Origin of the sequence: Devosia sp. UYZn731 (genome assembly GCF_040546795.1) — a bacterium.
In the GTDB taxonomy this organism is placed as follows: domain Bacteria; phylum Pseudomonadota; class Alphaproteobacteria; order Rhizobiales; family Devosiaceae; genus Devosia.
This window is the reverse complement of record NZ_JBEPOL010000006.1, coordinates 91,132-117,719: the sequence shown is the minus strand read 5'-3', so window position 1 is coordinate 117,719 and position 26,588 is coordinate 91,132. Positions and strand designations below refer to the sequence as shown.

Genomic DNA, 26,588 nt, shown 5'->3' with positions numbered 1-26,588 from the left:
CTATGGCACGGTATCGACAGCGGGCAACTTTTCCGTGGCCATTCATGCAGATGGTGACAATAGCACGATCGAGAATTTCGGTGCCATCACAACGAAGGGCGCTTACGCCCATGCAATGGCGGCTTACGGCGTTGATAGTACGCTCGTAAACTACGGAAACATTGCTATAGGTCCGCTCTTTTCGAGCGCTATGTATTCCGGCGGTGCAAACTCCATCATCCGAAACTACGGCAGTAGTTCGTCAACGAGTGAAGGCGGCTACCTCCTCAGTTCCGATGGTGCCCGCTCTGTGGTCATCAACAATGGTAGGATAACAGGGGATGCCGAATTCAGCAGAGCCCTAGCTGCTACCGGTGATGACAGCACAATTATCAATACGGGCACGATTTCGGTATACCAAACTGCCTCCTACGGCGTAGAGACGCAAGCCAACGATGTTCAGATTTTCAACTCGGGGTCGATCACCGCGGTCGGAACCGACGTCATCGGCATTGCCGCTTATGCTGGCAATTCTAACAGAGCATCGACAAACACCGGTTCGATCTCGGTCACCGGCTTGAATGCTATCGGCATCTTTGCCGGTGGCACCGGAGACTCCATCACAAACAGTGGGACGATTTCAGCGCAGGGCACAAATAGCCGTGCCATTGATTTCCAAGGTAATCAGAGCATTCTCACCCTGCTTCCGGGATCATCCATCCAGGGCGTTATCAACTACACTTCTGGCGCCGCCGCGTCCGGCATACTCAATATCGAGGGGGGCGTGGGCGCTTCTTTGACCTTCACGGGAGCGGTGCCCGCCAATGTCCATGCCAACGGTTTGATCGTGAGCGTGGACCAGTCCGCTCTCAAGGTGGTGGCGGCAGACGCCTCTTCTGCCAAGGTCAGTGGCCTCGACGTCGACGCCTTGCTCGATAGCGTCTTTTCTTCACTCAACAATCGCGCCACGGGCGATTCCGCGCCGCTCGATCCGCTTGGCTACAGCGCCGAGCGGCGGGGTCCGGAGGCTTTCGCTTTCCTCGATGAATCGCAGAGCCTGGCACAGCCAAGTGCTTGGCTGAAGCTCTTTGGTGGCGTTAGCAAACTGGAATTGCCCACGGGCGTGCAGGCGTCCAGCCAAATGGGAGGCCTAATAGCCGGGATCGAGATGCCACTCACCCAATTGGACACGGCGGGCTTTTTCCTGGGTGGCGCTACGGGTTCTACGTCGGCTGGTAGCGCGGATATCACGCAAAATTCCGGGTTTGCCGGCTTCTACAGTGAGCATCATTTTGACCAGTACGCGCTCGATATGGCCCTGGTTCTGGGTGGAACGCACTATAGCGGCGTGCGGTCCGTTATCGACAACACCTTGCCCGGTGGTGTGACTACGGCCAATGCCGATTACAACGGCTTTTTCGTCTCGCCCGAACTTGGCCTGAGTCGCGATTTTGATCTGGGGGGGCAAGCCTTGGAAGTGCGGGGTAGCCTTCAATATGCAGGCATGTTCCTCGAGGGGTATAGTGAAACCGGTCCAGACGGCAGCCTGACCATTGATCCGCGTAGCGTGCACCAACTCACGGCCAAGGTATCTCTTGCCACGCCGTTCTTGCTTCACAGCGACGCCGGTACCACCATACGCCTCACGCCACGCATAGGCATCGATGGCTCGACGCAGTATGGCGATCAAGTCGTGACCGGCTCGCTCGCTGGTACTCCCGTTAGCTTCAATGCAAGCTCGGGGCCTGCCCTGACGCTATCCGCCGGGGCGCAGCTCGAACATCGTGTTGCCGACAGGTGGTCGATTATTGGTGACCTAGAAGGTACCGGGTCCCCGAGCAAGTTGCTGGGCGCGCAGGCAAGCCTGCAATTCAAACTGAATTTCTAACTCTCACCAGCTCTTTAGCGCCGGGACGTTGCCGATGGGGACGTTGAGCCAGGGCGTCCGGACTGACAGGGGGCTGAAAAGGGGCGCGTCAGGCGCCGATGGCCGCTGTTCGAAAAGCCGTGTCCAAAAAGCGGTCACTCCGCCGGCGGCCCAAAACTGCCGACCTCCTAATGTTTCCTTCTGCGACCGGCGCACCAAAGCTGACAGCCCGTTTCCCGCCCCAATCCGGTCGCCGGACGCTCACCTTGGGAATGGCCGCTTCGGGACTTGATTGCACTGACCTGAACGGCCGGAATGGGGCACCCCATTGCCGACGCTCGAATAGGATGAGCGGACCGGCCGCTTTCGGGAAATCGCAAACGCGGCTCGAACGACCGGAAATGCGGCGCGTTGCCGACTGGCGGCTTCCGACCTCATTTCGGTCGTAGGGAGGAACACCAAAATTTCACAAAAGCGGACACATGATCGTTATTTTTGGACAAAATTCTCCAGATTAGCAGATGAACATCAGAGATTTAGTATAAATTACTGCAGTTTGGTTTGTCAGCAATCTGGGCGTCACGTAATTTGGCGTCCAGAGGTGCGCCATGAAGATCATTGAAACTGAGGACCTCTGGGTCCTTGTCCGAAGCCGCCGTTTGACAATTCCGCAGGTGAAAGCCGCTGCAGCCGAAATGTGTCCTCAGATCGATTTCGAGATTGAACGCTCAGGGATGATCGGAACGGGTCCATGGATTTTCTTGTCCCATAACCTGCCCAAAGATGGGAAAACGCTGTTTGACTGGCGGTGTTGCCGACCTGTCTCCAGACCCACGGACTACGAGGGCCGATGTGAACTCTTGCATCTGGAGCCAATTATGGTGGCGACCTATATGCATCAAGGTCCAATCCGCACACTCTTCACACAAGGCTATGCTCACCTTGTGCGAGAAATAGAGGCGTCTCGCCATGAATTTTCGGGCGAAAGCAGAGAGCTCTACCACCACTATGACGGGCCAAAGGCTGGCTACCATAAGATAGAAATCCAATTCGGTCTGGCATACTGAAGACAGGCTCGAAGCCAATCCGAGAGCAAATCCCGCAGCCCTCAGTCGGCGAACCGCCCCGAATTCGTCAACCTGCCAATGTCTGCTTTTCCTTTGCGATCCTCCGAAAGCCGACAGTCTTTTTCCCACCCCGTTCTTGACGTTGCCAGAACCTGAGCGGTCCGACCGCTTTAGAGAAATCGAAATCTCGGCCTCAACGGCTGAAATAGGCGCGTTGCCGACTGGCGGCTTCCGACCCCATTTCTGTCGTTCAATGCAGAAAGCCAATATCCAGAAAGCGGTCATTGGCACGCCGATATTGTTTAGAAGCGTGAATGCGGTCTTGCGGGCCGGGGTTTGGCCGCAGATGTTTACCACTATCGCTCGCCGGGATAAGTGAGGCCGATCTGCGTTCCGCGCGTTAGGAAGTGGGTAGCCCCCATCCAGCCTTTTATGGTCCCGAAGACATGCTCGGCGGTACAGCGGCGGACGGCCATTGCGTCCGGCATCGCTTCCAACCGACGCTCCATCTCATCGAGCACCGCTTCATGCTCCCATGGTCGGATGCGCTTCTCCTTGCCGGTCGTGCAGAGGGGGCGGAATGGGCAGGCACCGCAAGCCTTCTGGTTGTAATAGACATTGATGAGCTTGCCGGCCTCAACAGTGGTATGGCGCTTCTGAAGTTGCTCACCGACAGGGCAGCGATAGGCATCGGTCTCAGGCTGATAAACGAACGCGGGCTTGCCCCAGAAGCCGCGCGCCTGTGCCGGTGAGGTGTTGGGCTTGGGCACCATGGGGACGATGCCGGTTTGCGCGCAGGAGCGGATTTGCTCACCCTCATAGTAACCGCGGTCGGCAAGGGCGATCATCTCGGAACCGCCGACCTCTGCATGTGCGGCCTTTGCCATCTCCAGCAGATGCGAGCGACCATGGCCCCGGTTGGTCACCGCATTGGCCACCACAATATGGTGCTTGGTGTCGACGGCCGCCTGCACATTGTAGCTGACGACGCCGCGGTGATCGCTGCCGGTCGCCATCGCCCGGGCGTCTGAATCGGTGAGCGAGAGCTGCCCGTCAGGGGAGGCTTCCAGCTGCCGGCCGATGGCCTCGAGTTCACCAAGACGCCCGCGCAGTGATGCCAGTATAGGTCAGGTGCGCGATGCGCGGCGTGGCCGGGCCGGTCTCGGCACTGTCGGCTTGCTCAAGCTCGGCCAGATAGCGCGCGATGCTCTCCTCAACATGGGCCCTCCGCCGCGCCAGCTTGCCCTCGGTGTGGTTCTTCTCGTGTGTGTTCACCGCGCGCAGGCGTGAGCCATCGATGGCGACCATGCCACCACCGACCAGACCACTGGCGCGGCAGATGGCAACGAAGCGCTGACAGGCGATCTGGATCGCACCAGCATTGCCATGGCGGAAGTCGGCAATGGTCTTGAAGTCTGGTGCCAGCTTGCCGGTCAGCCACATCAGCTCGATATTGCGACCGGCTTCCCGCTTCAGCTTCCGGCTCGAGGTCAGTTGGTGAAGGTATCCATAGACGTAGAGCTTTAGCATCGTGCCTGGCGCGTAGCCGGGTCTGCCGGTCGATGCCGGCTGGACACGCCCGAAGCCGAGCACGGCCAGATCGAGTTCGTCGACAAAAGCGTCGATGATGCGAACCGCGTTGTCAGCATCCAAATAATCTTCGAGACACGCCGGCAGAAAGCTCGCCTGATGACGGTCAGCACCTTCAACGAAACCACCCATATGGCACCTCTGAAGCAGTGTCAGATCATAGCATAATCAATGGGTTTTCACACAGCCTCGACCCCATTGCCGCCGTTCGAAAATAAATGGAGAAGTCCCGAAACCGGCCGTTCGAGCACCACCGTATGCTAAACAGGTCAGATGGTGGACGAACTCGCCCGACTTGTTGATCAGAGCGCTTTGGCTTCCGAGGTGCCGCTGGCGATCGCTGTGTGCAATGGCGCTGGCAAGGTTGATGAGGTCTCACGGGGGAGGTGGCCAGACGGGAGATTGGTCCGCATCACTGATCGCTTCTATGCAGCAAGCCTCGCAAAACAGGTCACGGGTGCGGCCGCTGCGGTCTTGGTACGCGAGGGCCGGCTTGATCCAGACTTGCCTGTCGCTCACTACCTTCCGGACATGCCGGAATGGGCTGGCGACATCACGGCACGTCATCTGGCCCATCATACCGCAGGCCTGCCGGCCGCGGGGCAAGTCGAGCCTGCCGAGGGTGACTGGACGGATGCACTCGTTCTGGCAGCCCTGCAGCGCCTCCCCGAGCTCGTCTCCGCGCCCGGCACAGCCTATCTCTATTCCAATCTCGGCTATGTCATACTGGCGCACGTAATCGCGCGAGCGGCCGGGTGCGCCTTCCCGCGTTTCGCCACAACTCGCCTATTTGAACCGCTTGGTTTGGATGACATAGGATTTGTGGAGCATGCTATCAGCAATTTTCCTCAGGCTTCTCTGATGGGGCCGAGCCAGCCGCTCACGATGGGCGATGGCGGGGTCTGGGCAACGGCCGGGGCGTTTTCGAAATGGCTACACCATCAGAACCGCGACACGCTCGGCATCGCCGATCTTGTCACGGCCCCGGGCAAACTGATCAGCGGCGACCTGGTTGACTACGGGTGGGGCTTGGGGCTCCGCCGGCGCAATGGACAATCGCTCTTCATCCATGGCGGCGAGTGGACTGGCTCCGCCGCCAAGGCGGTCCGCAGCCCATCCACCGGCATAGCTATCGCTGCGATGTCGAGCGGCGCATCCATGGGAGAACTGACTGCCCTGATCGAAGCGGTGCTGGAGGAGTGGATCGGTGGCTAATGACGCTCAGCCACATGGAGCCGTAACGACACGGGCGCCTGCAATGAGGCTCTTGGACAGCGCGCCCAGGCGCGCCGTCGGTCCTATACGTCCGTTGCCGCAAATCAGGGACGCAGCCGCTTCGGCGTGCGGCTGAGCAGAGTCACCTCTCTTATACTGGCGGTGTTTAGCAATCGCATCAAGATGCGGGCTAGTCCCACGCCCAACCCCCCGTGTGGCGGACAGCCAAATCTAAAGAACTCAAGGTAGTCGGAAAGCGTATCAAGCTTCAGTCCGCGCCCGGTGGCCTGTTCCACTAAACGTTCATAGCGATGTTCCCTCTGGGCACCGGTCGTGATTTCCATCCCACGCCACAGAAGATCAAAGCCCTTCGTCAGGTCGGGACGGGCAACCTGGCGCATATGATAGAACGCTCGACTGCTTGCCGGGCAATCGGTGATGAACAGGAATTCGTGCCCCGTTTCCGCTGCCACATACTCGGCAAGAATACGCTCGCCTTCTGCATCTAGATCGTCAGGCTTGGCGGGTACGTGGCCCGGCTTACGAAGTATGTCCCGCGCCTCCTCAAAGGCGACCTTTGGAAATGGCAGGCTGGGCAGCGTGATGTTGACGCCAAAATGCCTCTTTATCGCAGCACCGTGGAAAGCGGCGACAGCGCCGATGGTCTTAGATCGCGCAGAACAGGTGATAGCATTTGCAATATGCAGTTGATTGCGCTGAACTAATCGGGTCGCTGGGTAGAACCTTTCGGCTCCCTACACGGCGTAGTAGACGAGTGAATCCTTCTTTGCCGCTCTAAACTAGTGGTTACGTAGGCTGGATCGGAGCGTCGGCTTCTGAGCCTACACCTTTTCGGACGTCACCACGCCAACCCTCTCGTCCCATTGCGCGGGTGACTGCGTAACCTTGTCGAACTGGTCCCTGGTGCGGGTGTAAGTGTGGCCGCCGAGGCGGCCGATGGCGTCCATTTTGAGTTGGTCGATGTGCAGGTTGCCGGGGTTGACCGCGTCGCTGCGGACGTGGACGCCGACGACCTGGCCAAGGATGATCTCACGCGCCGGACCCAGTTCCAGCGTCATGTAGCGCCGGCATTCGAGGGCGGCTGGGGCCTCGAGGATGCGCGGGCTCCTGACCATGGTGCCGGGCACAGTGTGCAGGCCCGCCTGCTCGAGCTCGTTGACCTCCTGCCCGAATTTGATGGCGCAGATTTCCATTTCCTCGACCATGGCGTCATCGCAGATATGGACGGTGAATTCGCCGGTTTCGCGGATGTTGCGGGCGGTGTCCTTGAACCGCATGTCGGCATAGTTCTCGACGCCGATCGCCACGATGGCCGGATCGTGCGTCAGCACGTTGAAAAAGCTGAACGGCCCGGCATTGGGCCGGCCATTGCGGTCGACCGTGGTGACGAGCGCGATGGGGCGCGGAATGACCGTGCCGATCAGCAGCTTGTATTTTTCGCGCTCGGTGAGGGTGCCAAAGTCGAAATGGGTGTGGTCCTTGATCTCGCCCATCAGACCGCGATCCGGTGGGTTTCGAGCGGCGTATGGCGGCTGAGATTCTCGAAGCCGTCGGCAGTGACCAGATAGCAATCGCCGATATTGCAGCCAGCCGATAGCGGTTCGAGCCATTGCGTGTGCAGCACGAAGATCATGCCTTCTTCGAGCCGGTCGTAATTGTGCGAGGAGACGTTGAAGCTGTTCTGCGATCCGGCCATACCGACGGAGTGGCCCAGGTTCGGATTATGCGGGCCGGAGGTTGCAGGATAGACGTGGTTGAGCGTGCGACCCTGGGCCTCCCAGTCAATGTCCTTGACGTATTGGGACTGGATGAGCCGGGGCCCGCCATCATCTGCTGCGGCCCAGTTATAGGGCATGGTTCGGGCGTCGGGAGCGGTGAGAAAGCCGCGCTCGATATAGGGCCCGAAGGCCGCGTTATTGACGTCGCTGATCAGCACGCCCGGCTTGATCAGCTTTTCGGCGCGCTTGACGCCATCGGTGCAGGCGGCAAGCACGTCTTCCTGGTGTTTGGTGATCTCGCCGACAGCAATCATGCGGGCGGTCTGGGCCGTATAGCCGCGATAGGTGACATTGGAGATGTAGAGATTGATGAGGTCGCCGGGCCGCACCACGTGGCCATAGGGCTTGCCGCAATGGGTGCCATATTCGTTGATGCCGATCTGGTAGCCATCGCCAGTCTCGCCACCGCGCGCCAGTTGCGCCCAGGTAAAGGCAGCATAGATTTCGGCATCGGTCACGCCAGGCCGGGCGACATGATAGGCGGCCTGCGTGCCAATCGAAATCAGTTGCGCTGCGGCACGGAACATCTCGATTTCGCGCGGCGAGCGGATTTTCTGCATGCGGTCGACGATGGCATTGTCCACGACGAACTTCGCCTTGGGCATCAGCCCGCTCAGATAGCCGTAGAACTCGCTGCTGGTGCGGTCGCCCAGCCGGCCGATCTGGCCGGTGCCGAGGCCTAGTTCGCCGAGCATCTTGGCGCAGGCCTCCGCAGTCTTCGCCGTCGAGGAGCCCGGCCGGTCGGCATATTCGCGGCCGATGGCGCCGATTTGCCAGAGCTGGTCGATCAGCATCGGCTCGCCACCGGGCGGCAGGATCACCGATTGGGTGAAGAAGGACAGAAGGATCAGCCCCTTGTCGCTATCGGTGGGAATGATCAGCACGCCTTCGCGCATCCAGTCGCAGATGTAGCGCAGGTAGGCGTTCGACGTGTGGAACCAACCGACCATGTCGGTATGGACCACGACAGCGTCATGCCCGGCGAGTACGGCTTCGCGACGAATGCGGCGCAGTCGCTCGGCGAATTCGGCTTCGGGCAGCGGCAGTGGCGCCACGAAATCGAAATCGGGCTGAAAGTCTGCGAGTTGGGCCGCCAGCGGTGCGATGTGGGGGATATTCACGGGATAGTCTTTCTGTGTTGCGTCGCCTTGGGCTGACGATCTGGATTAGTTTTTGGAGCGGGACGGCCCGAACAGCCGGTTGCCGATGAGGACGCCGACAAAGGTGACGGCGATCAGGATGCCGGACATTGCGGCGACGCGTGGATCGAGGGATTGCTCGATCAGCGCGAACATGCGCAGCGGCAGCACGGTGGTTTGCGGATCTGCGAGAAACAGCGAGATCGAGACGTTATCGAGCGACTCGATGAAGACGAGGAAGGCGCCGGCCAGAATGCCCGGCACCAGCAGCGGCAGGATTACCCGCCGCAGCGTGGTGAGGCCCGATGCGCCCATGGTGGTCGAGGCTTCCTCCAGCGAGGGATCTAGGCCCTGCGCCACGACGGCCGTTGCGCGGTACATGAGCGGACCAAACACCACGATGTGGCCGGCGACGGTCAGCCACAGCGATGGCCTGATGCCGATGAAATTAGCCACGATCAGCGCCGCCAGGCCGTAGACCAGGCTGGGCAGCACCAGCGGCGCCAGCAGCAGTGGCTCGACCGCGTTGGCCGAACGCCCCTTGATGCGCGAAATGCCGATACTGGCGGGAACCGCGAACAGCAGGGTCCCGACCACGGCCAGAACGGCGATCTTGAGCGAGTTGAACGCCGCGATATGCTCGGTGCCGGAAACGACGGGATCGAGCAGCGCCGCATACCAGCGCAGCGAAAAGCCCTGCGGCGGGAATTTCAGCGTCTGCCCATCGGTGAAGGACATCAGCAGCGCGATGACGATGGGCCCGACCAGATAGATCAGCGCCAGTCCGCCCAGGCCATAGACGAAGGCCCAATAAAGCCATACGGGCAGACGGCGGCGAACAAGATCACGCATGACCGACGAGCCTCCGGTGGCGGGAAATCAGCGCCAGCGCCATCAGCAGGACACCAGTCGAGAGCAGCAGAACCATGGCGATGGCCGAGGCCAGCGGCCAGTTGAACAGGATGCCGACCTGCCGCGTAATGAGCTGCGGCACATAGACATTGCGGGCCCCACCGATCACCGCCTGGGTGACATAGGAGGCGCTGGTGCTGGCGAAGACCAGTATCCAGCCGGCCAGCAAGCCGGGCAACATCATCGGCAGCAGCACCGTCAGCAGGACGCGCCAAGGGCCGGCGCCGGCAACCTCCGCCGCCTCGGGCAGTTGCCGGCTGGTGCGGGCCAGGATGGCGACCAGCGGCAGGATGATCAGCGGCAGGTCGATCTGGCACATGGCCAGCAACAGGCCGAGCTCGGTGGACAAGAGACTGGTCGGCGTCCCGCTCAGGCCTAGCCCAAGCAGGGCCTGGCTGATCGGCCCCTGGCGACTGAGGATGACGATCCAGGCAAAGGTGCGCACCACATTGCTGGTGAGCATGGGGATCAGTGACAGGAACACCACCACCTGCCGCATGCGCGGGCCGCTGTGCCAATAGAACAGGCCAATCGGAATACCCAGCAAGGTCGTGCCGAGCACCGTCTCGAAGCCCAGCCGCATGGTGTTGCTCAGTACGCGGAAGTTGAACGGATCGCCGAAGAACTCGGCGTAATTATCGGGGGTAACGCCGGTCGGCCCGGCGAAACTGAAGGCGAGCAGAAGACCGAGCGGCGTCGCAAAAAACACGACCGACAACAGCAGCATCGGCAGCAGATATGGGAAACCGCTCGATCTCATTTCAGGTCACGACGCGATCAGGGCGATAAAGGTGCTTGTCCACTCATCGCGATACTTGTTGATGCTGACCCAATCGGGATAGGCCAGACCTGCAACCTGGTCGCGGGTGAGGACCGAGGAAATGTTCGGGGTCAGTTCCACGTCGGCATTGGTGGGGAACATTTCGGTCGGCGGGGACTGGAACGTCGCCTGGGCGCCGGCATCCAGGGCAGCGTCCATATAAGCATAGGCGGCATCGACATTGGCCGAGCCCTTGGTCAGGTGGATATTGACCGGCGAAGCCGGCGAGCCGGTCTCGGGCTGCACGAAATCGGCATTGAGGCCCAGCGACTTGAGATGGGCCACGTTATTGGTCGAGCCCATGAACACGGCGATTTCGCCCTGCTGATACAGCGCCATCTGGTGGTTGGTGGTGTCGGTCACCCCGGCCCGCAGGTCGGCACTGTCCTTGAACAGCTTGAACACGGCGTCCATGTCCTCGGGGCCGGTGCCGAAGATCTTGGCGATCTGGGTATAGGCCATGACGGCTGTGTTGGAATCAAAGCCCGTCCAGGACACGAGGCCCGCATAGGCCGGGTTTTCGAACAGGTCGCGATAGCCCTTTGGCTTGGGAACGAGGTCGGGATTGTAGACGATGCCGTCGATCTGCACGGTTACGGTGGGGCCGTATTCGCCCTGGAAGGCCGGAGCGAGCTTGGACCAGTTCTTGAGCCGGGTCGGGTCGATCTTGACGATCAGGTCATGCTCGATGGCGGTCGCCATCTGGCCGGGCGAAATCAACAGTGTGTCGAAGGCCGGCGCGCCGGGGCTGGCCATAACCTTGGTCAACTGGTCCTGCGACAAGGCCGGGGCAACCGTCAGGTCATAGCCGGCGGCCTTGACCAGCGGCGTCAGCACCGAGCGGTATGCGTCTTCCCAGGAGCCGGGAAAAGTCGCCGCGACGAGGCCGCCACTGGCGCGCGCCATGGATGGAAGCAAGCTGGAGGCGGCAGCACCGGCGGCCAGGAGGCCGAACATACGTCTATTCAAGCGAAAGTCAGTCATAGCTTTGCACCTTTGTTGAGTTCAGACGGAGAGAGGGAGTGGACGGGAAAGACGTGGCAGTGATCGGGATCGATGCTGACATGGACCTCGTCGCCGGGGCTGGGCGTGAAGGCAGCGCCGGCACGCATCTGGCTGGCGCGCATCTGGGTTCCGTCGGCCAGTTCGAGGTCGTGCACCATGGTCGGACCGAGCGGCACGGAGACGACGAGGCGCGCCGGCAGGCTTGCTGGAGTGGCCGCGGCATGGATGGCAACCTGCTCGGGCCGGCAGGTCAAAACCACCGGCACGCCGAGTGCGTAGTCCAGCCGCCGGGGTAGTGTGATGTCGGATCCGGTCGCATCGAGCTTGAGGCTGGAGCCGCCCTGCCCGGTTTCGACAACGCTGGCTTTCAGCCGATTGGCCTGGCCAATGAAGCTGTTCACAAACAGGGTCTTGGGGCGGTCATAGACCGCCGAAGGCGTATCGATCTGTTCGACATGCCCCTTGTTCATCAGCACCAGGCGGCTGGCCAGGCTCTGGGCCTCCTCCTGGTCATGGGTCACGATCAGGGTGGTGATGCCCACCGATTTCTGCAGCCGCAGCATTTCCACCTGCAGATCGAAACGCAAAGCACGATCGAGGGCGCCGAATGGCTCGTCGAGCAGCAATAGCGCTGGGCTCGCGGCAAGGGCTCGGGCCACGGCGACGCGCTGTTGCTGTCCACCGGACAGCTCGCGCGGCAGGCGCCTGCCGAACCCATCGAGCTGGATCAGCGCCAGCAGTTCGCGCACGCGCTCCTTGCGTTCGGCCTTGGGCACATGCTGGCAGGCCAGCGGATAGGCGACATTTTCCTCGACAGTCAGATGGGGAAACAGCGCATAATTCTGGAACACCATGCCGATGCCGCGCTCGCGGGCCGGCACCCCGCGCAGGCTCTTGCCGGCCAATTGGATCTGGCCCTGTGCCGGCTGGATCAAGCCGGCGATGGCGCGCAACACCGTCGACTTGCCACAGCCGCTGGGCCCGAGCAGTGCGACGATCTCGCCGGGAGCGATGTCGAAGGAAACGTCCTCGATCGCGAGTTCGCCACCGTAGGAATGGGTCAGGCCGTCAACCAGAAGAGCGCCGGATTGGGTTGCCATTGGGGTTCTTGCGTTGCGTTTCGGTTGCCAACGACAATGCAATCACTGTGCCAATTCAAAAATCTGGAGGTAAAAATCTCACTAAATATCTGATTTTCATCCGGTTTTATCTTTTTCGCCTATTAATTCGCAAGTATCTGCGCAACTGCATTCGTATAATAAAACGCAGTAATTGGTGCACAAAGAGGCATCAGTGTGCAATAACGCTAGGCAGTCACCACAGGAATTTCCATGGCCAGGCGAGCACTCTCATCTTCTCGAACACGGCCCCTTGCCAAGGCCATTGAAGCCGACGCCGAGCCCATCGAGGGTGGCGATGACGTGACGGACCGCATCTGTTCGACCTTGGCGGCGGCCATCGGCAATGGCGCCCTCAAGCCGGGCACGAAAATCCTGGAAGACGCCATCGCCGAGCATTTCGGCGTCAGCCGCACCGTGGTGCGTGGCGCGCTGGGCATCTTGCAGCGGGATCACCTGCTGGAGCGCAAGCGCAACCGCGGCACTTTTGTCGCCGAGCCCTCCATCGAGGAGGCCACGCAATTGTTCGAGGCGCGTCGCACCTTGGAGCAAGCAACCATCGAGCGCGTGGTCGAGCGCGCGACCGAGGCTGACCTGGACCAGTTGGAGGCGCTCAACGAAGAGGAAAAGCGCCTCTATGACGTCGACGGGTCGGCCGCCGGCCATGGCCTTTCGGGCCGCTTTCACAACGAACTCGCCCGGCTGGGCGGCAATGACGTGCTGACCGACCTGTTCAACAATGTTACGGCGCGCCTATCGCTGGTGATGGTGTTGTATGAAGAGGAAAAGCGCGCCGACTGGGGCGCCGATCATCACCACGACATCGTCGCCGCCATCCGCAAGCGCGACGTCAAACTCGCCCAGACCCTGATGAACGAGCATCTTGCCGACATCGAAAGCCGCGTCCGCCTCACCCAATCACAGGGCGATCGCCACACCTTTGTGTCGGTGCTGGAGACGTTCTCAGCCAAATGAAGTCGGCGCCAGCAGCGCGGACCCACGTCCGCTTTCGGCGGCTGGCTCAATCGGCCAGCGAGACGAATTCACCTGCGGCATCGCGGCGGGCAGCAAGCCGCGCGTGTGAATAGAGCACCAGCGCGAGCAGGCCGAGCCAGATCGCCTCTCCGGCCCGGTTGCGCACACTGGCGCCAGTCCCCGCTGGATCGCTCTAACCTCCCCATAAGCGCCGTAGATCGCCTCAAGCACCGCCCCCAGGCGCTCGCGCATCTCAGCCCGGTCGGGAACGCGCAGAGGGAATCCTGGCGCCACGAATCTTATTTTTGGCCCGCGACAACCGTGCCTTCATGGTGGCCGGCGCAACCAAAAAGGCCGAACCAATGGCCTGAGCGCTGAATGCCAGGATACGACCGCGGCCCGCATGAGACGGCTGACGCAGTTCACGCCTCCTAACCGAAAATAACTTGATTATAGAAATCATATTATCTATGAGGGGCTTATTCGCGTGGGCTCCGCCGCGCGATCCAGAGATAGATCGATATGAACAAGACCCTTGGCGCGATGGCGCTTGTGGCCACGCTGTCGTTCGCCCCGGCGGCTGCGGCCAAGGACGTGACGGCGCAAATCCAGATGGTCAATTATGATGGCCACGAGGCTTATCTGGCGGTTTATCTGGTCAATGCCGAGGGCCGCTACCAGACCACGCTCTGGGTCTCGGGCAAGGACCCCAAATATCATTCCTATCTCCCCCGCTGGTGGCGTTACCTGTCGCGCGCGCCGCAGGAACTGGATGCCATAACGGGCGCCAGTGCCGGTGGTGGCGACCGCGTCGCCCTCAAACTCGATCTCAATGACGAGTGGTTCAACGCCGGCTACGCGATCCGTGTCGAATCGGCGGTAGAGGCGGGTGCCGCGCACGAGGAAGACGCGCTGTTCGAACTCAAGGACGACAACAACGGCGCTCGTATCGACGGCACCGGCTACGTCCGCGTCATGCGTGCCGGCTGGGAATAAGCGGGGCGGACGCGCGCCATGTGGCGCTGGCTGCATTCCCTGTTCGGCATTGGCGGCATGCTGCTGGTGGCCCTGCTGGCGCTGACCGGCGCCATCATGTCGCTGGTTCCGGCCGTGGATGCACTAGGCCCCTACGCGCGACCGGCCGGTGACCTCAGCGTCGCCCAGGCGCTGGCGGCGTTGACCCCGAACTTCGAGGAAATCGAAAAGCTGCAACGCACCTCGGCGGGCGCCTTCGTGCTCACGCACCGCCAAGACGGCACCGTGCTGCACGACTATGTCGATGTGAGTACCGGGACCGTACTGGGGCCGCAGCAGGACAGCGCCTTCTTTGAATTCGTAAAAGACCTGCACCGTTCGCTGCGGCTTGGCAATGCCGGGCGTCTGGTGGCGGGCATTGGGGCCGGGCTGATGACGCTGCTCTGCGTTTCCGGCGCAACCCTGTTGATCAAGCGCTTCGGCGGTATCCGCGCCGTTTTCGGTCCGGTCCGTGGCAAGCCGATGGAAAAGCTGCACGCGACCGCCGGCCGTATTGCCATGGTGCCGCTGCTGCTGACCGCGCTCACCGGGCTCTACCTGACGCTGGTGACATTCCTCATCATTCCGAGCGGTAACGAGACCCCGCCACGCTATCCGGAAAGCCTTGAGGAACTCGATCCCGTGCCGGCGAGCAATCTGGCTGGCTTGCAGCAGATCGCATTGTCCGACCTGCGCGAGGTGACCTATCCGATCCCCGGCGACTGGTTCGATGTCTATGCGCTCAAGACCAGTGCGGGCTTCGTCTTCATCGACCAGTTTAGCGGCGAGACGCTGGACGCCCAACCATACCATCCCGCAACCGTGGGACTGGAATGGGTAACCCTGCTGCATACCGGCGAGGGCGCCTGGCTCTGGGGCCTCATCCTCGGCCTGACGGCGTTGAGCGTGCCGATCTTTGCGGTGAGCGGCTTCACCATCTGGCTGACACGCCTGCGCCAGGGCGGCGCCCGCGTGGCCGGCAATGCCGCCGCGACGAGCGCCGATATGGTCGTGCTGGTTGGCTCGGAGACTGGAACTACCTGGGGTTTTGCGCGCCACCTGCATGAAAAGCTGACTGCTGCGGGACGCCGCGTCCACCTTGCCGCGCTTAACGATTTGCGTTCCGCTTATCCCCAGGCGCAGGGGCTGCTGGTGCTGACCGGCACCTATGGGGATGGTCACGCGCCCAAATTGGCCAATCGGTTCATGCCAAAACTGTCGTCGTTTGGCGGGCACCTACCGGCTTTCGCCGTGCTGGGTTTTGGCGACAAGTCGTTCGAACATTATTGCCGCTTTTCGCTCGATGCCGATGCGGCGCTGGCCGCGCGTGGCGCCCAGCGCCTGTTGCCACCGGCGCAGGTCGATCGTGGATCGGCGCACGCCTTCGCGCAGTGGGGCCAGGAGCTCGGTATAGCGCTGAATATGCCGCTGGCGCTGAGCTACGTTCCGCCACGGCCAGCCACTCAGCCGCTGACGCTGGTCGAGCGCATCGAGTACGGCGCCAGCGTCGGCGCGCCCACGGCAATTCTGCGCTTCAAGGCCGAGAGCGATGCTGTCCCCCAGCACGTGGCAGGAGATCTGATCGGCGTCATCGCGCCCGGCACGCAGGTCGCGCGGTATTACTCCCTCGCGTCGAACGCCACTGATGGCTGCGTCGAAATTTGCGTGCGCCATATGCAAGCCGGTCTGTGCTCGGGGTTCCTCTATGGCCTGTCGGTTGGCGCGCAGATCGACGCGTATGTACGCACCAATCCCGAATTCCATCTGCCGCGCCGCCAAAGCCCTGTCGTCATGGTGGGCGCCGGAACCGGCATAGCGCCATTCATCGGCATGATCCGCAGCGAACGCGGCACCAGGCCCATCGAACTCTACTGGGGTGGGCGCCGGCCGGACTCCGATTTTCTCTACGAAACCACGACACGGCACATGCTGGAGACGGGCCGATTGGCCCGCTTCGACGCGGCGTTCTCGCGCGGCGCCAGCCCCGCTTACGTGCAGGACCGCATCCGCGCCAACGCCGCGGGCCTGCTAGAGCGGCTGCATGCCGGCGCCACCATCATGGTGTGCGGCAGCAGCGCCATGGCGGCCGGGGTGCGCGCGGAATTCGAAACCATCCTGTCGAGTCTCGGTAGCGACGTCGCCACGCTGCGCCGTCAGCGCCGCTACCTCGAAGATATCTACTGACCAGTTTTCTACGGCACCGCAGAGGGCGGGCCGCAACCAAGGGGGATAATCCCATGACGAACCTCAAGACCCTGCTCGGCGCCGTCGTGCTGAGCGCCGGCCTGATGACCAGCGTGGTCGCTTTTGCCGCCGACAACGTGCTGGTCGATGCCGAATGGTGGAAGACCGCGACGCTCGCCGACGTCACCGCGGCAATCGGGGCCGGCGCCGACGTCAACCAAGTTGATCCCGATGCCTATACGCCCCTGCACATGGCCGCGCGCCAGGGCGTCGGCGCCGATATCATCAAGACCCTGGTCGATGCCGGCGCCAATGTGAACTTCGTTGGCCACGACGCGCGCGTGCCCCTGTTCTATGCACTGGGCAGCGGCTCGCTTGAAACCGCCAACGCGTTCTTCGCCTATAATCCCGACCTCAGCGTCAAGGACGAGTCAGGCAACACGCTGCTGACCTACACCGCCCGCGCCACCAAGAGCACCGAGCTGGTCGACCTGTTGATCTCCAAGGGCCTCGACCTGCAGGCGCTCAACAACAACGAGGCCAATGCCGCGCTGACCGCCGCCGAACGCAATCCCAACCTCAACGTCGTCGAATATGTCGTCGGTCTCGGCGTCGATCCGCCGCTGGTCGACAATCGCGGCTGGAACGGCGTGCTCAATGCATCGTTCCGCAACCCGAACCTCGACGTGTTGAAGTTCTTCGAAGCCAAGGGCGCCGCAGTCGACGCCGTTGCCAAGGATGGCCGCAACGCCGCCCTGATCGCCTCAGAGCGCAATACGCTTGAAGTGCTCGAATACGTCGTCGGCAAGGGCGTGGACGTGAAGGCTGTCGATGCCAAGGGCCGCAATGCCCTCAATATCGCCGCCACCATGAACAAGCCCGACGTGATCGAGTACCTCGTGGCCCAGGGCGTCGACGTCAACGCAGCTGATGCCGAAGGCAAGACCGCGCTGATCCACGCCGCCGAAAGCAACAGCCTCGACGCCATCAAGGCGCTGATCGCCGCCGGCGCCGATGCCAAGGTTGCGGATGCCGGTGGCAATACCGCCGTCATCGTTGCCGCCGCTCGTGAAGAGGACACGCTGCCCGTGCTCGAAACACTGGTTGCCGCCGGTGGCGATCTCAAGGCCGTCAATGCCGATGGCGCCACCACGCTGATCGCTGCCGCTGGTTCGAACCAGAGCGTCGACGTGCTCAAGTACCTCGTCGACGCGGGTGTCGACGTGAATGCCGTCGACGGCGAAAAGCTGAGCGCCCTGCTGCATGCCGCCTCCAAGGCCAAGGACACCGCCGCAATCGAGTTCCTGCTCGCCAACAAGGCCGACACGTCGCTTGCCGACGATTTCGGTGATACGGCGGCCGATTACGTGGCGGACAACGAGGCCCTTGCCGGCACCAACGCCGCCGACCTGCTGAAGTAAACCCAAGCGAGGCGACCCCCGGGTCGCCTCGTTTCTCCAAGGATAGTGCATGAGTTTCTGGCGAGGGCTTTTTGGATCAACACGACCGCCAGTCGCCGCGCAGCGACTGCAGACGTTTGGCGGCGACACCATGGGCACGCGCTACAACGTCAAGCTCGTTGCGACTACCGGCCCGGAACTCGCCGCGATCCAAACCGAAGCACACGCCGCTGTCGCCGCCGTCGACGCGCAGATGTCGACCTGGAAACCGCAATCCGATCTCAGCCTCTTCAACGCCAGTGAGCCCGGCGACTGGTTCGCCGTCTCGCCCGATCTCGCCAGCGTCGTTGCCCTCGGCCTGGAGATCAGCGCGCTGACCGATGGCGCGTTCGACATGTGCGTCGGCAGCGCCGTCAACCATTGGGGTTTCGGTCCCGACACCGCGCCGGTCGACGTCCTGGCGCCGCCGACCGATCTGCCAAGCTTCCGCAGCATCGCGGTCCGGCTCGATCCGCCGGCGCTGCGCAAAACCGGGCCCGTCTATCTGGACCTGTCCGGCATCGCCAAGGGTTTCGGCGTCGATGCGATTGCCACGGTGCTCGAGCGGCATGGCATCGCCGCCTACATGATCGAAATTGATGGCGAACTACGGGCCAAGGGCACCAGGCCGGACGGCACGCCATGGCGCGTCGGGATCAGCCAGCCCAAGCCGGGAGCAACAGGCGTCCACCATATCTTGGCCCTGCCCACGACCGCGATGGCTACGTCCGGAGATTATCGCCGCTATTTCGATGTTGCGGGCCAGCGCTATTCCCACACCATCGACCCCCGGACCGGCCGCCCGACGACCAGCACGGTGGCCTCGGTCACGGTGGCCGACCCCGATTGCGCCCGCGCCGACGCGCTAGCCACCGCCCTGCTGGTGCTTGGCGCCGACAAGGGCCCCGCAATGGCCCAACACCTTAAGCTTGATGCCCTCTTTCTGATCCGCGATGAGGGCGGACTTGCGGAAAAGATGACCGGCCGGTTCGATCGGTTCTTCGGATAACGCCAATTTCAGGTGCGTTGGGCAACCCGACGCTCACGGCCACAGCCGTGTCGTGGACCACCCCCCTTCCTGCGCCTCATACCGCAGCCGCACATGACGACGGTCGGAGCGACCCTGCCAGAACTCGACGATGGCCGGCTTCACGGCGTAAACCGCCCAGCCGGCTGTTGCCTCCGATATTTCAGCCACCGTATCGGGCCCTTCATCGCCTACCGCCTGGCTTTGCCGCCCCAGCGCCGCATTGGCGCGAGCCTCCGCCGAACGCGCCCAGAAATCGGCAGCCGCCGCGTCCGGGCCCAGATCCACCGCAGTGCCGCGAATGCGAACTTGCCGTGCTGGCGCCGGCCAATAGAAGGTCAGCGCAACATCGCCAGAGGCCGTAATCTGGCGCCCCTTCGGGCTATGCCGGCTGCTGGCGAAATGCCAGCCGCGCTCATCCAGGTCCTTGAGGATCAGCACCCGGGCATCCGGGCGTCCGTCAGTGTCCACCGTCGCGAGCGTCATGGCGTGCGGTTCCCTGATGCCGGCGGCGATAGCCTCGCGCAGCCAGGTGACAAACTGGGCCTGCGGTGTCTCGGCTGCCGTCGCGGGATCGAAATCGGGCAATGACCCCGCAAGGCTGGGCAATTCGCGCAGCAGCAGGCGTGAAGCGGACACGGTCATGGCCGGCCCACGATCAACCGCAATGAGCCTTCGAAGAACGGCTGGCTGCGCAAATGACCATGCTGGCGATCCCAGGTTCCGTCGGCGAGGTCGCGCCCCAAATGTGCGACAAAGCGTGGACCCACGGCCGGATCGACAAAGCTCCAGGCCGAATTGGCGAGGCGCGCACCCGGCTCCAGCAACCGCTCCGGCCGGCCGTAATAGGCCTCGCTGAAGCCATCGATGCAGCCCAGGGGGACCGGCATGGTGTGGACGTCGACCTGTCCGCCGAGGCCATCGATGATCGTCTGCATCGCGGGATAGCGCCGCGCCTCGGTGGCAATGGCTTCGGGCGCGTAGTCGTTGAGCCAGAACCGGTCCAGCGCCGCCGGATCGCAAGTCAGGATCAGCACCGGCCCACGCGTGACGCGCCGCATCTCCGACAGGCCGGCCGCCAGGTCCTTCCACTGATGCACCGAGAACGTCGACATGCTGGCGTCAAAGCTCTGGTCGGCAAACGGCAGGCTCTCGGCCACGCCATCGATCGCCGCGCTCAGATGCGCCGGCCGCTGCGCACGCATCGCCGCCGAAGGCTCAAGGGCGGTGACCTGGCGATCGGTCGGTTCGTACGAACCGGCTCCCGCGCCGACGTTGAGGACGTTGGCCGAGGCTCCCAGGGCGTCGGCTATCCGGGCCGCAAAAAACGCCTCCGGCTGCCGGTAGTTTGTGTAGTTTACGCCAATGACCCCATAGTTGGCGTCGCCGGCGCTGCCGTCCGCATGTCGTAAATCTGTCATGTTTTCCTCGCTTTCACCGGCAGGAAACACCATGTTCTTTGGCCTGAAAAACGATATGAACGAACACGCAATGTTCGGAAAACGCACATGAGAAAGCTGCCATCGCTCAATGCCCTGCGCGCCTTCGAGGCGGCCGGCCGCCACGGCCGCATGACCCTGGCCGCCCAGGAACTGCATGTCAGCCACAGCGCCATCAGCCGGCAGGTGCAGCATCTGGAACAATTGCTGGGCGTTGCCCTGTTCGAGGGCCCCAAGAACGCGCTGCGGCTGACCGAAGCCGGCAACCGCCTGATGCTTGGCCTGACGCCGGCTTTCGACCAACTCGACCTCGCCGTGCGCTCCGTCGCCGATACCCAGGATGGCACGCTCGATGTGTCCTGCCCCGGCACCTTCACGATGCGTTGGCTCATCCCGCGCCTCTACCGCTTCCGTCAGGCGCATCCGGACATCGAGGTCCGCCTCAGCGCTTCCAGCAAGCCGGTGGATAGCGTGCGCGACAGTTTCGACGTCGCCATCCGCGCCGGCACGGCACCCTGGCCCGCAGAGCTGGAGGTGACACAACTGTTCGACGAGCGGATCGGACCGGTCGTCGCCCCGGCGCTGGCCGCAAGCGTGATCGAGGATATCGCTCGCGTCCCGCTGCTGCATTCGCGCACCCGCCGGCATGCCTGGGCCGACTGGAGCCGTCGCGCCGGCAGGGATGCGGATGGCGCCACCGGCAATGAATATGAGCACTTCTACTTCATGCTGGAAGCTGCCTCCGCAGGCCTCGGCGTCTGCATCGCCCCCTGGCCGATGGTGGCCGACGACCTTCGCGCCGGCATCCTGACCGCGCCCCTTGGCTTCATCGCCAGCGGACAACAATATGTCGCCCTGCGCCACTCGCGCCAGCATCGCAAGTCATCCCTGTTTTGCGACTGGCTTGCCGGCGAAGCCAAGGCCTTCGGCCAGCCCTCCGGGCAAACGCAATGACCTTGCCGGCGGTTTAGCGTCGATATCCCCTTGCGCCTTTGCGCGCCGACCACCAACTGTAAGTATAGACAAGAACGCAATGGGATTTGGGACATGAGCGACTTCAATGATCAGGTCATCGCCGATTTCAATCGGAACGGTGGCAAGCCCGGAGGCCATTTCGAAGGCGCCCCTGTGCTCCTGTTGCACGCCATCGGCGCCAAATCTGGCGCTGAGCGTACCCAGCCATTGATGTTTCTGCCTCAAGACGATGATACCTGGTACGTGTTTGCCTCCTATGGGGGCGGCCCAAAGGACCCGGCGTGGTTTCACAATGTCGTCGCGCATCCCGAGCTGGATATTTCAGTTGGCGATGGCACGACCATCAGGCGCATTCCGGTTCGGGCGCGCGTGCTTGAAGGCGCCGAGCGCGACACGATCTATGCTAGGCAGGCCGGCCTCTTCCCACAATTCGCCCAATACGCCGAAACGACCACTCGCGACATTATTCCCGTCGTCCAGCTGAAGCAGCGCTAACGTTGATCTCGCAGTCGCGCCGGTCCCAAGGACTGGTGCCTGCCATTGAACTGCCCTAAGCTTTGCCCATAGGCGGCGCTTGCGCGAAACTCCGCCAAACGGGGGCAACCATGGCGATCAGGACCGGAACGGCGGGATGGGTGTTCGAGCCCTGGCGCGGCACCTTTTACCCCGATGGCCTAGTGCAAAAAAAGGAGCTCGCCTATGCCAGCTCCCGCCTCGGCAGCATCGAGATCAATGCCACGTTCCGCGCCAATCAGAAACCCGAGAGTTTTGCCAAATGGGCCGGTGAGGCGCGCGACGGTTTCGTGTTCTCGATCAAGGGTCCGCAACTGGTCACCCACATCAAGCGGCTCAAGAACTGCGAAATCGAGCTTGCCAATTTCTTCGCTTCCGGGCCCCTGGCGCTCGGCGCCAAGCTTGGCCCCTTCGTCTGGCAATTGCCGCCCAATGTCAGCTATGACCGGACCGTGCTGGAAACTTTCCTCAGCCTGTTGCCCAAATCGCTCGAGGCCTATCTGGCGCTCGCCGGCAAGGCCGATGCAAGGCTGAAATCGCCGCCATTCCTCGACGCCGCCAATGTCGGCCCGATCCGCCACGCCATCGAGTTGCGCAATCCCAGCTTCGATCTGCCCGAAGTGCGCGACCTGCTTGCAACCCACAATGTCGCCTCGGTCATCGCCGACACCGCCGCGCAACCGTCGCGCGTGCTCACCGCCGATTTCGCCTATTGCCGCCTCCAGGGGCCGGCCCGCCCCGACGCCGCCGGATACACGCCAGCCGATATCGCCGCCTGGGCCGGCCAGGTCGGTCAGTGGGACAAAGCGGGCCAGGACGTGTTCGCCTATTTCGTCCACGAGGACAAATTGCACGCTCCCCAAAATGCCATCGCGCTGCGCCAGGCTTTGGGCATCGCGCTGCCAGGCGATTGATCACATCGCCGTAGCCATCTGGATATTGCGATCGTCTGCCGCTATCCAGCCTCAGTCCCAGCGTCATCCGGATATTGCTTCATGGCCTCAGCTTTCTACGCCCCCCTCGACAAAAAGGCCGCTGGCCTCGCTTTCGTACTGGCTTTTCTTGCCATTGCGGGGGCCTGGGGCTCGCAATTGTTCGGTGGCCTCGTGCCTTGCGAACTCTGCTTAGAACAGCGCATGGCTTATTATTGGGGCCTGCCGGTCCTCGCCGCGATCCTGGTCACCTGGAACCGACTGCCGCTTGCTGTCTGGTACCTGGCCATGGCGATCGCCACCGCGATCTTCGCCTGGGGTGCCTTCATGGGTGCCTACCATGCCGGCGTCGAATGGGGCTTCTGGCCCGGCCCCACCGCCTGCACCGGCACAGGCATCGGCGAACTCAGCTTCGACGCCCTTAGCGACCTCAATTCCGCCCGCGTCGTCCCCTGCGACGTCGTGCAGTTCCGCTTCCTCGGCATTTCTCTGGCCGGCTACAATGCCTTGGTGATGGTCGCCACGGTAGTATTGTTGCTGACCTCGATCGGCGCCCAGGCAACGCGCAAGGGACGTCGCGTCTAGTTCAAAAGAACCGCCGGTGATCCATGAAGTCGTTCAGGATATGAACGATGAACACCTGATCTTCGCCTTTGATCTGATAGTAGATCGAATAACCGCGGTACGGAAAACGGCGCAGACCGCTGACCATAGTCAGCCACGATGGGATGCCGCAGTGGTTGCTCGGCCAATGCGTGACACTGTGCAACCAGATCCTGCACGAAGCTTATGGCGCGGGTTGCGCTGTCGATGGCGATGAAATTTGCGATGTTCTCGAGATCAAATCCGCTTCGGCGGCAATGATCACGCTCATCTTCCTTCGTTTGCAACCATGCGCTGAAACTTGGAAATTAGACGATTGGCAACCTCATCGAGCGGCTTGACCCGGCCTTGCTCGACGTCCTTCAGGCCACGCTCGAGTGCAGCATTCAAGTTGGCTTCGCGTTCCTGCACGAGACGAACCCCTTCGCGCAGAACCTCACTCTTGGAATTGTAACGACCGTTTTCCACTAGGTCGCTCACGACCTTTTCAAGATTTTCGCCCAGTTCCGTACTGATCGCCATGACATAGCTCCACCTTGCACCGACCAATAATAGTTATTGGGCCGGGCGCTTGCAAGCTACTCTTCCAGCTCGATATCCCAGTAGAGATAATCCAGCCAGCTCTGGTGCAGGTGGTTCGGGGGGAAGGCGCGGCCGTTATTGTGCAGGTCATGCACCGTCGGATGATACGGCGCCTGGCGGGGGAACATCTTGATTTCCCAGGGCATGCGGTTGGCCTTGCGCAGATTGCACGGCGCGCAGGCGGCCACCACGTTTTCCCATGTCGTGCGTCCACCCTTGGAGCGGGGAATGACATGGTCGAACGTCAAGTCCTCCTTGGCGCCACAATATTGGCACACGAAGCGATCGCGCAGGAACACGTTGAACCGGGTGAACGCGGGGTGGCGCGCCGGCTTCACATAATCCTTGAGCGACACCACGCTGGGCAGGCGCATTTCGAAGCTGGGGCTGTGGATCACCGTGTCATATTGCGACACGATATTCACCCGATCCAGGCACACCGCCTTGATCGCGTCCTGCCAAGACCAGAGCGATAACGGATAATAGCTGAGCGGCCGAAAGTCGGCGTTCAACACAAGCGCGGGACAGGCCTCAGGCGACACGTGGATGGTCACTAGAGTCTCCCGGAACGGGAATCGAGTAAGTCCATAGCCCCTTTATACTAGGCCCATTGTGTCAGGCCTGTGAAGCGGCATGTTAACGAATATGAATATCTATTTTGGAGCAGCAACGGCCGCGATGAAATCGCTCGCAAAGCCCAGCCCATCCGGCGAGATGCCGTGCCCAACACCGCGCGATACGTGGTAGCGCACCGTATAGCCAGCCGCGACCAGCGCCGTATTGGCCTCCTCGCCGAGCGAGGGATCGACCACCTGATCCATGTCGCCATGCACGATGCAGACCGGCGGCTTGGGCAAACTGGGGCCACCAAATCCCGGTGGCGGTACGAGCGCGCCGGAAAAAGCGATGACGCCCACCAGCGGCTCGGGCAGCGACAGGCCGACATGCAGCGCCATCATCGCGCCCTGGCTGAAGCCGGCCACGACCGTGTCCTTGGCCGCCAGCCCAGTCTGCGCCCACGCATCCTGCAGAAACTGCACCAGCACGGGCGCTGCGGCTTCAAGTCCGCGTTGCCGGCCCGAAACCCGGTCGCCGTCAAAATCGATGGCGAACCACTGAAACCCGGATGGATAGCCCGGCAGCCCTTCATGTGCATTGGGCGAGACAAACAGCGCGTCCGGCAGGATCGACTGCCAGCTCGGCGCCAGACCGATCAGGTCATCCCCGTTCGAGCCATAGCCATGCAGCAGCACCACCAGTTGCTTGGGCGCGCTCCCCGAAAGGGGCGCGAGCATGGGACCGGAAAGCTTGGGATGCATGGGACGAAAACCTGGTGAATGACCTGGGCACCCTGCCCGTCCACACCCGAAAAATCCAGCACCGAAAAAAGCCCGGCGGAAGGTTGAAAACCGCCGGGCCAGACAACCGGCCGCACCCTCAAGACCACGCGGCCGGATCAGGAACGCTAGAAATGGTAGTTGAGCGAGGCCTTCACTGTATGAAAGCCTGCGCTGAATACGGCCGGCGCAGTGCTCAGGTTGAGCGGGTCGGAACCACGGGCAGTAACGTTGGGCAAGCTGACATAGTTATACTCCGCACCAACCGAGATCGTGTCGCTCACTCTTTTTTCCACGCCAAAGCCAAAGGTGGGCCCAAACACGATCTGGCTGGCAGAAGCAGTGAGGGTGCCCACAGGAATAGCTGCTGCGAAGGGAGTGGCCAGCGCGGCTGGCGTTCCAGTGACTGAGAGGATTTCGGTGCTAGCGACTGAAACATCGGCCACGGCAACGCCGCCTTTGCCATAGACCAGCCAGCTATCGAACGTGTAGCCGAATTTTCCGGTAAGGCTCGTATACCAGTCCATCGAAAACTCTGATCTCAGACGATCCTCGGCAGTCAAAAAATCGGCGCCATCGACGCGGCTAAAAGTAAAGTTTGACGTTGTACTCTTATCCAATCCCCCAACCGAAAGACTGGCATCGACACCAAAGACTGCATTGTTGACCTGAAAATTGTAACCTGCGGCGACTCCACCGAACAGCGACTCGATCCGGCCAGTCGATGCGCTCCGCGAGATACTATCGATAGCGCTCAGTTGAATGGGCCCCTGGGCAGACGAGGTGGCTCCCTTCGAATCCAACGCATAGCCGCCAAAGACACCGGCGTAAAAGCCGCTCCAATCCAAAGCGTCCTGTGCCTGAGCGAGGCCGCCCTGCATGCCGACAGCCACGATCGCCGACACAGTGCCCAATACGAACCTGTTCATACGCCCATCTCCACAGCCACCTGCCGACCCGCGTGGAGAATTGACGATGCAGGCCAGGCGCCGCATCATTCAAACAAATGAACTTCAGTCCGCATCGATGCGTCGGCCGGCAATAGTGTCAAATTGGT

Annotated in this window: 29 protein-coding genes; 12 read left to right on the top strand and 17 right to left on the bottom strand. The window is 62.0% G+C overall.

The window, feature by feature from the left end:
* The first annotated feature begins 34 nt into the window (after positions 1-34).
* Positions 35-1,867, top strand: a complete 1,833-nt coding sequence (locus ABIB57_RS15805) for an autotransporter outer membrane beta-barrel domain-containing protein (RefSeq protein WP_354042067.1) — start codon at positions 35-37, stop codon at positions 1,865-1,867.
* A gap of 587 nt (positions 1,868-2,454) precedes the next feature.
* Positions 2,455-2,913 (top strand): GyrI-like domain-containing protein, encoded by a 459-nt coding sequence (locus ABIB57_RS15800; RefSeq protein ID WP_354042066.1) that lies wholly within the window; start codon positions 2,455-2,457, stop codon positions 2,911-2,913.
* Positions 2,914-3,269: 356 nt separating this feature from the next.
* Here ABIB57_RS15800 and ABIB57_RS15795 read toward each other — a convergent pair whose 3' ends face one another.
* Together ABIB57_RS15795 and ABIB57_RS15790 are read right to left on the bottom strand one after the other, a co-directional pair.
* Positions 3,270-3,929 (bottom strand): transposase, encoded by a 660-nt coding sequence (locus ABIB57_RS15795; protein ID WP_354042065.1) that lies wholly within the window; start codon positions 3,927-3,929, stop codon positions 3,270-3,272.
* A gap of 76 nt (positions 3,930-4,005) precedes the next feature.
* The gene (locus ABIB57_RS15790; protein WP_354042064.1) at positions 4,006-4,566 is read right to left on the bottom strand and encodes a transposase; all 561 of its coding nucleotides are present in this window, start codon (positions 4,564-4,566) and stop codon (positions 4,006-4,008) included.
* 210 nt (positions 4,567-4,776) lie between these two features.
* On the opposite strand from ABIB57_RS15790, the gene ABIB57_RS15785 reads away from it, so the two are divergent.
* Positions 4,777-5,718: a serine hydrolase domain-containing protein gene (locus ABIB57_RS15785; protein ID WP_354042063.1), complete on the top strand. Its 942-nt coding sequence runs from the start codon at positions 4,777-4,779 to the stop codon at positions 5,716-5,718.
* A gap of 104 nt (positions 5,719-5,822) precedes the next feature.
* Here ABIB57_RS15785 and ABIB57_RS15780 read toward each other — a convergent pair whose 3' ends face one another.
* From ABIB57_RS15780 to ABIB57_RS15750, 7 genes are all read right to left on the bottom strand, one after another.
* The gene (locus tag ABIB57_RS15780; RefSeq protein ID WP_354042430.1) at positions 5,823-6,308 is read right to left on the bottom strand and encodes an amino acid--tRNA ligase-related protein; all 486 of its coding nucleotides are present in this window, start codon (positions 6,306-6,308) and stop codon (positions 5,823-5,825) included.
* Between the two features lie 252 nt (positions 6,309-6,560).
* Complete coding sequence (locus tag ABIB57_RS15775; RefSeq protein WP_354042062.1) at positions 6,561-7,232, bottom strand: flavin reductase family protein; 672 nt, start codon at positions 7,230-7,232, stop codon at positions 6,561-6,563.
* Positions 7,232-8,638, bottom strand: coding sequence for a M24 family metallopeptidase (locus tag ABIB57_RS15770; protein WP_354042061.1), 1,407 nt, complete (start codon positions 8,636-8,638; stop codon positions 7,232-7,234). Before ABIB57_RS15770 ends, ABIB57_RS15775 begins: the two co-directional genes overlap by 1 nt.
* Before the next feature lie 45 nt (positions 8,639-8,683).
* Positions 8,684-9,508 carry an ABC transporter permease gene (locus tag ABIB57_RS15765; protein ID WP_354042060.1) on the bottom strand — a complete coding sequence of 275 codons (825 nt, stop codon included), beginning with the start codon at positions 9,506-9,508 and terminating at the stop codon, positions 8,684-8,686.
* Positions 9,501-10,328, bottom strand: a complete 828-nt coding sequence (locus ABIB57_RS15760; protein WP_354042059.1) for an ABC transporter permease — start codon at positions 10,326-10,328, stop codon at positions 9,501-9,503. The genes ABIB57_RS15765 and ABIB57_RS15760 overlap by 8 nt, the downstream gene beginning before the upstream one ends.
* A 6-nt stretch (positions 10,329-10,334) precedes the next feature.
* On the bottom strand, positions 10,335-11,372 hold the full coding sequence (locus ABIB57_RS15755; protein WP_354042058.1) for an extracellular solute-binding protein: 1,038 nt from the start codon (positions 11,370-11,372) through the stop codon (positions 10,335-10,337).
* Positions 11,369-12,493 carry an ABC transporter ATP-binding protein gene (locus ABIB57_RS15750; protein WP_354042057.1) on the bottom strand — a complete coding sequence of 375 codons (1,125 nt, stop codon included), beginning with the start codon at positions 12,491-12,493 and terminating at the stop codon, positions 11,369-11,371. Before ABIB57_RS15750 ends, ABIB57_RS15755 begins: the two co-directional genes overlap by 4 nt.
* Positions 12,494-12,724: 231 nt before the next feature.
* Between ABIB57_RS15750 and ABIB57_RS15745 the strand changes: the two genes are divergently transcribed.
* Positions 12,725-13,486, top strand: coding sequence for a GntR family transcriptional regulator (locus ABIB57_RS15745; protein ID WP_354042056.1), 762 nt, complete (start codon positions 12,725-12,727; stop codon positions 13,484-13,486).
* Positions 13,487-13,532: 46 nt separating this feature from the next.
* Here ABIB57_RS15745 and ABIB57_RS15740 read toward each other — a convergent pair whose 3' ends face one another.
* A complete protein-coding gene (locus ABIB57_RS15740) occupies positions 13,533-13,652 on the bottom strand; it encodes a DUF6596 domain-containing protein (RefSeq protein ID WP_354042055.1) in 120 nt (39 codons plus the stop codon).
* 356 nt (positions 13,653-14,008) lie between these two features.
* Between ABIB57_RS15740 and ABIB57_RS15735 the strand changes: the two genes are divergently transcribed.
* Genes ABIB57_RS15735 through ABIB57_RS15720 form a run of 4 tightly spaced genes read left to right on the top strand, consistent with a single transcriptional unit; the run spans position 14,009 to position 19,132 of the window.
* Positions 14,009-14,482 (top strand): DUF2271 domain-containing protein, encoded by a 474-nt coding sequence (locus tag ABIB57_RS15735; protein ID WP_354042054.1) that lies wholly within the window; start codon positions 14,009-14,011, stop codon positions 14,480-14,482.
* A gap of 18 nt (positions 14,483-14,500) precedes the next feature.
* On the top strand, positions 14,501-16,684 hold the full coding sequence (locus tag ABIB57_RS15730) for a PepSY domain-containing protein (protein ID WP_354042053.1): 2,184 nt from the start codon (positions 14,501-14,503) through the stop codon (positions 16,682-16,684).
* Positions 16,685-16,737: 53 nt separating this feature from the next.
* Positions 16,738-18,105, top strand: coding sequence for an ankyrin repeat domain-containing protein (locus ABIB57_RS15725; RefSeq protein ID WP_354042052.1), 1,368 nt, complete (start codon positions 16,738-16,740; stop codon positions 18,103-18,105).
* Positions 18,106-18,154: 49 nt separating this feature from the next.
* Positions 18,155-19,132, top strand: coding sequence for an FAD:protein FMN transferase (locus tag ABIB57_RS15720; RefSeq protein WP_354042051.1), 978 nt, complete (start codon positions 18,155-18,157; stop codon positions 19,130-19,132).
* Positions 19,133-19,165: 33 nt separating this feature from the next.
* Here ABIB57_RS15720 and ABIB57_RS15715 read toward each other — a convergent pair whose 3' ends face one another.
* Both ABIB57_RS15715 and ABIB57_RS15710 read right to left on the bottom strand, forming a co-directional pair.
* The gene (locus ABIB57_RS15715; protein ID WP_354042050.1) at positions 19,166-19,795 is read right to left on the bottom strand and encodes a pyridoxine/pyridoxamine 5'-phosphate oxidase; all 630 of its coding nucleotides are present in this window, start codon (positions 19,793-19,795) and stop codon (positions 19,166-19,168) included.
* Positions 19,792-20,571, bottom strand: a complete 780-nt coding sequence (locus ABIB57_RS15710) for a class I SAM-dependent methyltransferase (protein WP_354042048.1) — start codon at positions 20,569-20,571, stop codon at positions 19,792-19,794. Before ABIB57_RS15710 ends, ABIB57_RS15715 begins: the two co-directional genes overlap by 4 nt.
* Positions 20,572-20,658: 87 nt before the next feature.
* Between ABIB57_RS15710 and ABIB57_RS15705 the strand changes: the two genes are divergently transcribed.
* The 4 genes from ABIB57_RS15705 (at position 20,659) to ABIB57_RS15690 (ending at position 23,594) form a co-directional block, all read left to right on the top strand.
* Positions 20,659-21,543 carry a LysR substrate-binding domain-containing protein gene (locus tag ABIB57_RS15705; RefSeq protein WP_354042047.1) on the top strand — a complete coding sequence of 295 codons (885 nt, stop codon included), beginning with the start codon at positions 20,659-20,661 and terminating at the stop codon, positions 21,541-21,543.
* A 93-nt stretch (positions 21,544-21,636) separates the two neighbouring features.
* Positions 21,637-22,059, top strand: coding sequence for a nitroreductase/quinone reductase family protein (locus ABIB57_RS15700; RefSeq protein WP_354042046.1), 423 nt, complete (start codon positions 21,637-21,639; stop codon positions 22,057-22,059).
* 110 nt (positions 22,060-22,169) lie between these two features.
* Positions 22,170-22,991 carry a DUF72 domain-containing protein gene (locus tag ABIB57_RS15695; RefSeq protein WP_354042045.1) on the top strand — a complete coding sequence of 274 codons (822 nt, stop codon included), beginning with the start codon at positions 22,170-22,172 and terminating at the stop codon, positions 22,989-22,991.
* 81 nt (positions 22,992-23,072) lie between these two features.
* The gene (locus ABIB57_RS15690) at positions 23,073-23,594 is read left to right on the top strand and encodes a disulfide bond formation protein B (RefSeq protein WP_354042044.1); all 522 of its coding nucleotides are present in this window, start codon (positions 23,073-23,075) and stop codon (positions 23,592-23,594) included.
* Between the two features lies 1 nt (position 23,595).
* Here ABIB57_RS15690 and ABIB57_RS15685 read toward each other — a convergent pair whose 3' ends face one another.
* The 5 genes from ABIB57_RS15685 to ABIB57_RS15665 all read right to left on the bottom strand — a co-directional run bounded on the left by ABIB57_RS15685 (position 23,596) and on the right by ABIB57_RS15665 (position 26,460).
* Positions 23,596-23,721, bottom strand: a complete 126-nt coding sequence (locus ABIB57_RS15685) for a type II toxin-antitoxin system RelE/ParE family toxin (RefSeq protein WP_354042043.1) — start codon at positions 23,719-23,721, stop codon at positions 23,596-23,598.
* Between the two features lie 158 nt (positions 23,722-23,879).
* A complete protein-coding gene (locus ABIB57_RS15680; protein WP_354042042.1) occupies positions 23,880-24,134 on the bottom strand; it encodes a type II toxin-antitoxin system ParD family antitoxin in 255 nt (84 codons plus the stop codon).
* A gap of 56 nt (positions 24,135-24,190) precedes the next feature.
* Positions 24,191-24,748: an HNH endonuclease gene (locus tag ABIB57_RS15675; RefSeq protein ID WP_354042041.1), complete on the bottom strand. Its 558-nt coding sequence runs from the start codon at positions 24,746-24,748 to the stop codon at positions 24,191-24,193.
* A gap of 99 nt (positions 24,749-24,847) precedes the next feature.
* Complete coding sequence (locus ABIB57_RS15670) at positions 24,848-25,513, bottom strand: alpha/beta hydrolase (RefSeq protein WP_354042040.1); 666 nt, start codon at positions 25,511-25,513, stop codon at positions 24,848-24,850.
* 146 nt (positions 25,514-25,659) lie between these two features.
* Complete coding sequence (locus ABIB57_RS15665) at positions 25,660-26,460, bottom strand: outer membrane protein (protein ID WP_354042039.1); 801 nt, start codon at positions 26,458-26,460, stop codon at positions 25,660-25,662.
* Between the last annotated feature and the right edge of the window lie 128 nt (positions 26,461-26,588).

What these genes read in the sequence shown, in the direction of transcription:
- ABIB57_RS15710 (WP_354042048.1), bottom strand. Translation starts at nt 20,571, where the DNA reads ATGACAGATTTACGACATGCGGACGGCAGCGCCGGCGACGCCAACTAT.
- ABIB57_RS15745 (WP_354042056.1), top strand. Translation starts at nt 12,725, where the DNA reads ATGGCCAGGCGAGCACTCTCATCTTCTCGAACACGGCCCCTTGCCAAG.
- ABIB57_RS15690 (WP_354042044.1), top strand. Translation starts at nt 23,073, where the DNA reads ATGGCCTCAGCTTTCTACGCCCCCCTCGACAAAAAGGCCGCTGGCCTC.
- ABIB57_RS15800 (WP_354042066.1), top strand. Translation starts at nt 2,455, where the DNA reads ATGAAGATCATTGAAACTGAGGACCTCTGGGTCCTTGTCCGAAGCCGC.
- ABIB57_RS15725 (WP_354042052.1), top strand. Translation starts at nt 16,738, where the DNA reads ATGACGAACCTCAAGACCCTGCTCGGCGCCGTCGTGCTGAGCGCCGGC.
- ABIB57_RS15680 (WP_354042042.1), bottom strand. Translation starts at nt 24,134, where the DNA reads ATGGCGATCAGTACGGAACTGGGCGAAAATCTTGAAAAGGTCGTGAGC.
- ABIB57_RS15765 (WP_354042060.1), bottom strand. Translation starts at nt 9,508, where the DNA reads ATGCGTGATCTTGTTCGCCGCCGTCTGCCCGTATGGCTTTATTGGGCC.
- ABIB57_RS15795 (WP_354042065.1), bottom strand. Translation starts at nt 3,929, where the DNA reads ATGGCGACCGGCAGCGATCACCGCGGCGTCGTCAGCTACAATGTGCAG.
- ABIB57_RS15755 (WP_354042058.1), bottom strand. Translation starts at nt 11,372, where the DNA reads ATGACTGACTTTCGCTTGAATAGACGTATGTTCGGCCTCCTGGCCGCC.
- ABIB57_RS15785 (WP_354042063.1), top strand. Translation starts at nt 4,777, where the DNA reads ATGGTGGACGAACTCGCCCGACTTGTTGATCAGAGCGCTTTGGCTTCC.
- ABIB57_RS15750 (WP_354042057.1), bottom strand. Translation starts at nt 12,493, where the DNA reads ATGGCAACCCAATCCGGCGCTCTTCTGGTTGACGGCCTGACCCATTCC.
- ABIB57_RS15670 (WP_354042040.1), bottom strand. Translation starts at nt 25,513, where the DNA reads ATGCATCCCAAGCTTTCCGGTCCCATGCTCGCGCCCCTTTCGGGGAGC.
- ABIB57_RS15665 (WP_354042039.1), bottom strand. Translation starts at nt 26,460, where the DNA reads ATGAACAGGTTCGTATTGGGCACTGTGTCGGCGATCGTGGCTGTCGGC.
- ABIB57_RS15735 (WP_354042054.1), top strand. Translation starts at nt 14,009, where the DNA reads ATGAACAAGACCCTTGGCGCGATGGCGCTTGTGGCCACGCTGTCGTTC.
- ABIB57_RS15705 (WP_354042047.1), top strand. Translation starts at nt 20,659, where the DNA reads ATGAGAAAGCTGCCATCGCTCAATGCCCTGCGCGCCTTCGAGGCGGCC.
- ABIB57_RS15720 (WP_354042051.1), top strand. Translation starts at nt 18,155, where the DNA reads ATGAGTTTCTGGCGAGGGCTTTTTGGATCAACACGACCGCCAGTCGCC.
- ABIB57_RS15730 (WP_354042053.1), top strand. Translation starts at nt 14,501, where the DNA reads ATGTGGCGCTGGCTGCATTCCCTGTTCGGCATTGGCGGCATGCTGCTG.
- ABIB57_RS15760 (WP_354042059.1), bottom strand. Translation starts at nt 10,328, where the DNA reads ATGAGATCGAGCGGTTTCCCATATCTGCTGCCGATGCTGCTGTTGTCG.
- ABIB57_RS15715 (WP_354042050.1), bottom strand. Translation starts at nt 19,795, where the DNA reads ATGACCGTGTCCGCTTCACGCCTGCTGCTGCGCGAATTGCCCAGCCTT.
- ABIB57_RS15700 (WP_354042046.1), top strand. Translation starts at nt 21,637, where the DNA reads ATGAGCGACTTCAATGATCAGGTCATCGCCGATTTCAATCGGAACGGT.
- ABIB57_RS15775 (WP_354042062.1), bottom strand. Translation starts at nt 7,232, where the DNA reads ATGGGCGAGATCAAGGACCACACCCATTTCGACTTTGGCACCCTCACC.
- ABIB57_RS15685 (WP_354042043.1), bottom strand. Translation starts at nt 23,721, where the DNA reads ATGGTCAGCGGTCTGCGCCGTTTTCCGTACCGCGGTTATTCGATCTAC.
- ABIB57_RS15695 (WP_354042045.1), top strand. Translation starts at nt 22,170, where the DNA reads ATGGCGATCAGGACCGGAACGGCGGGATGGGTGTTCGAGCCCTGGCGC.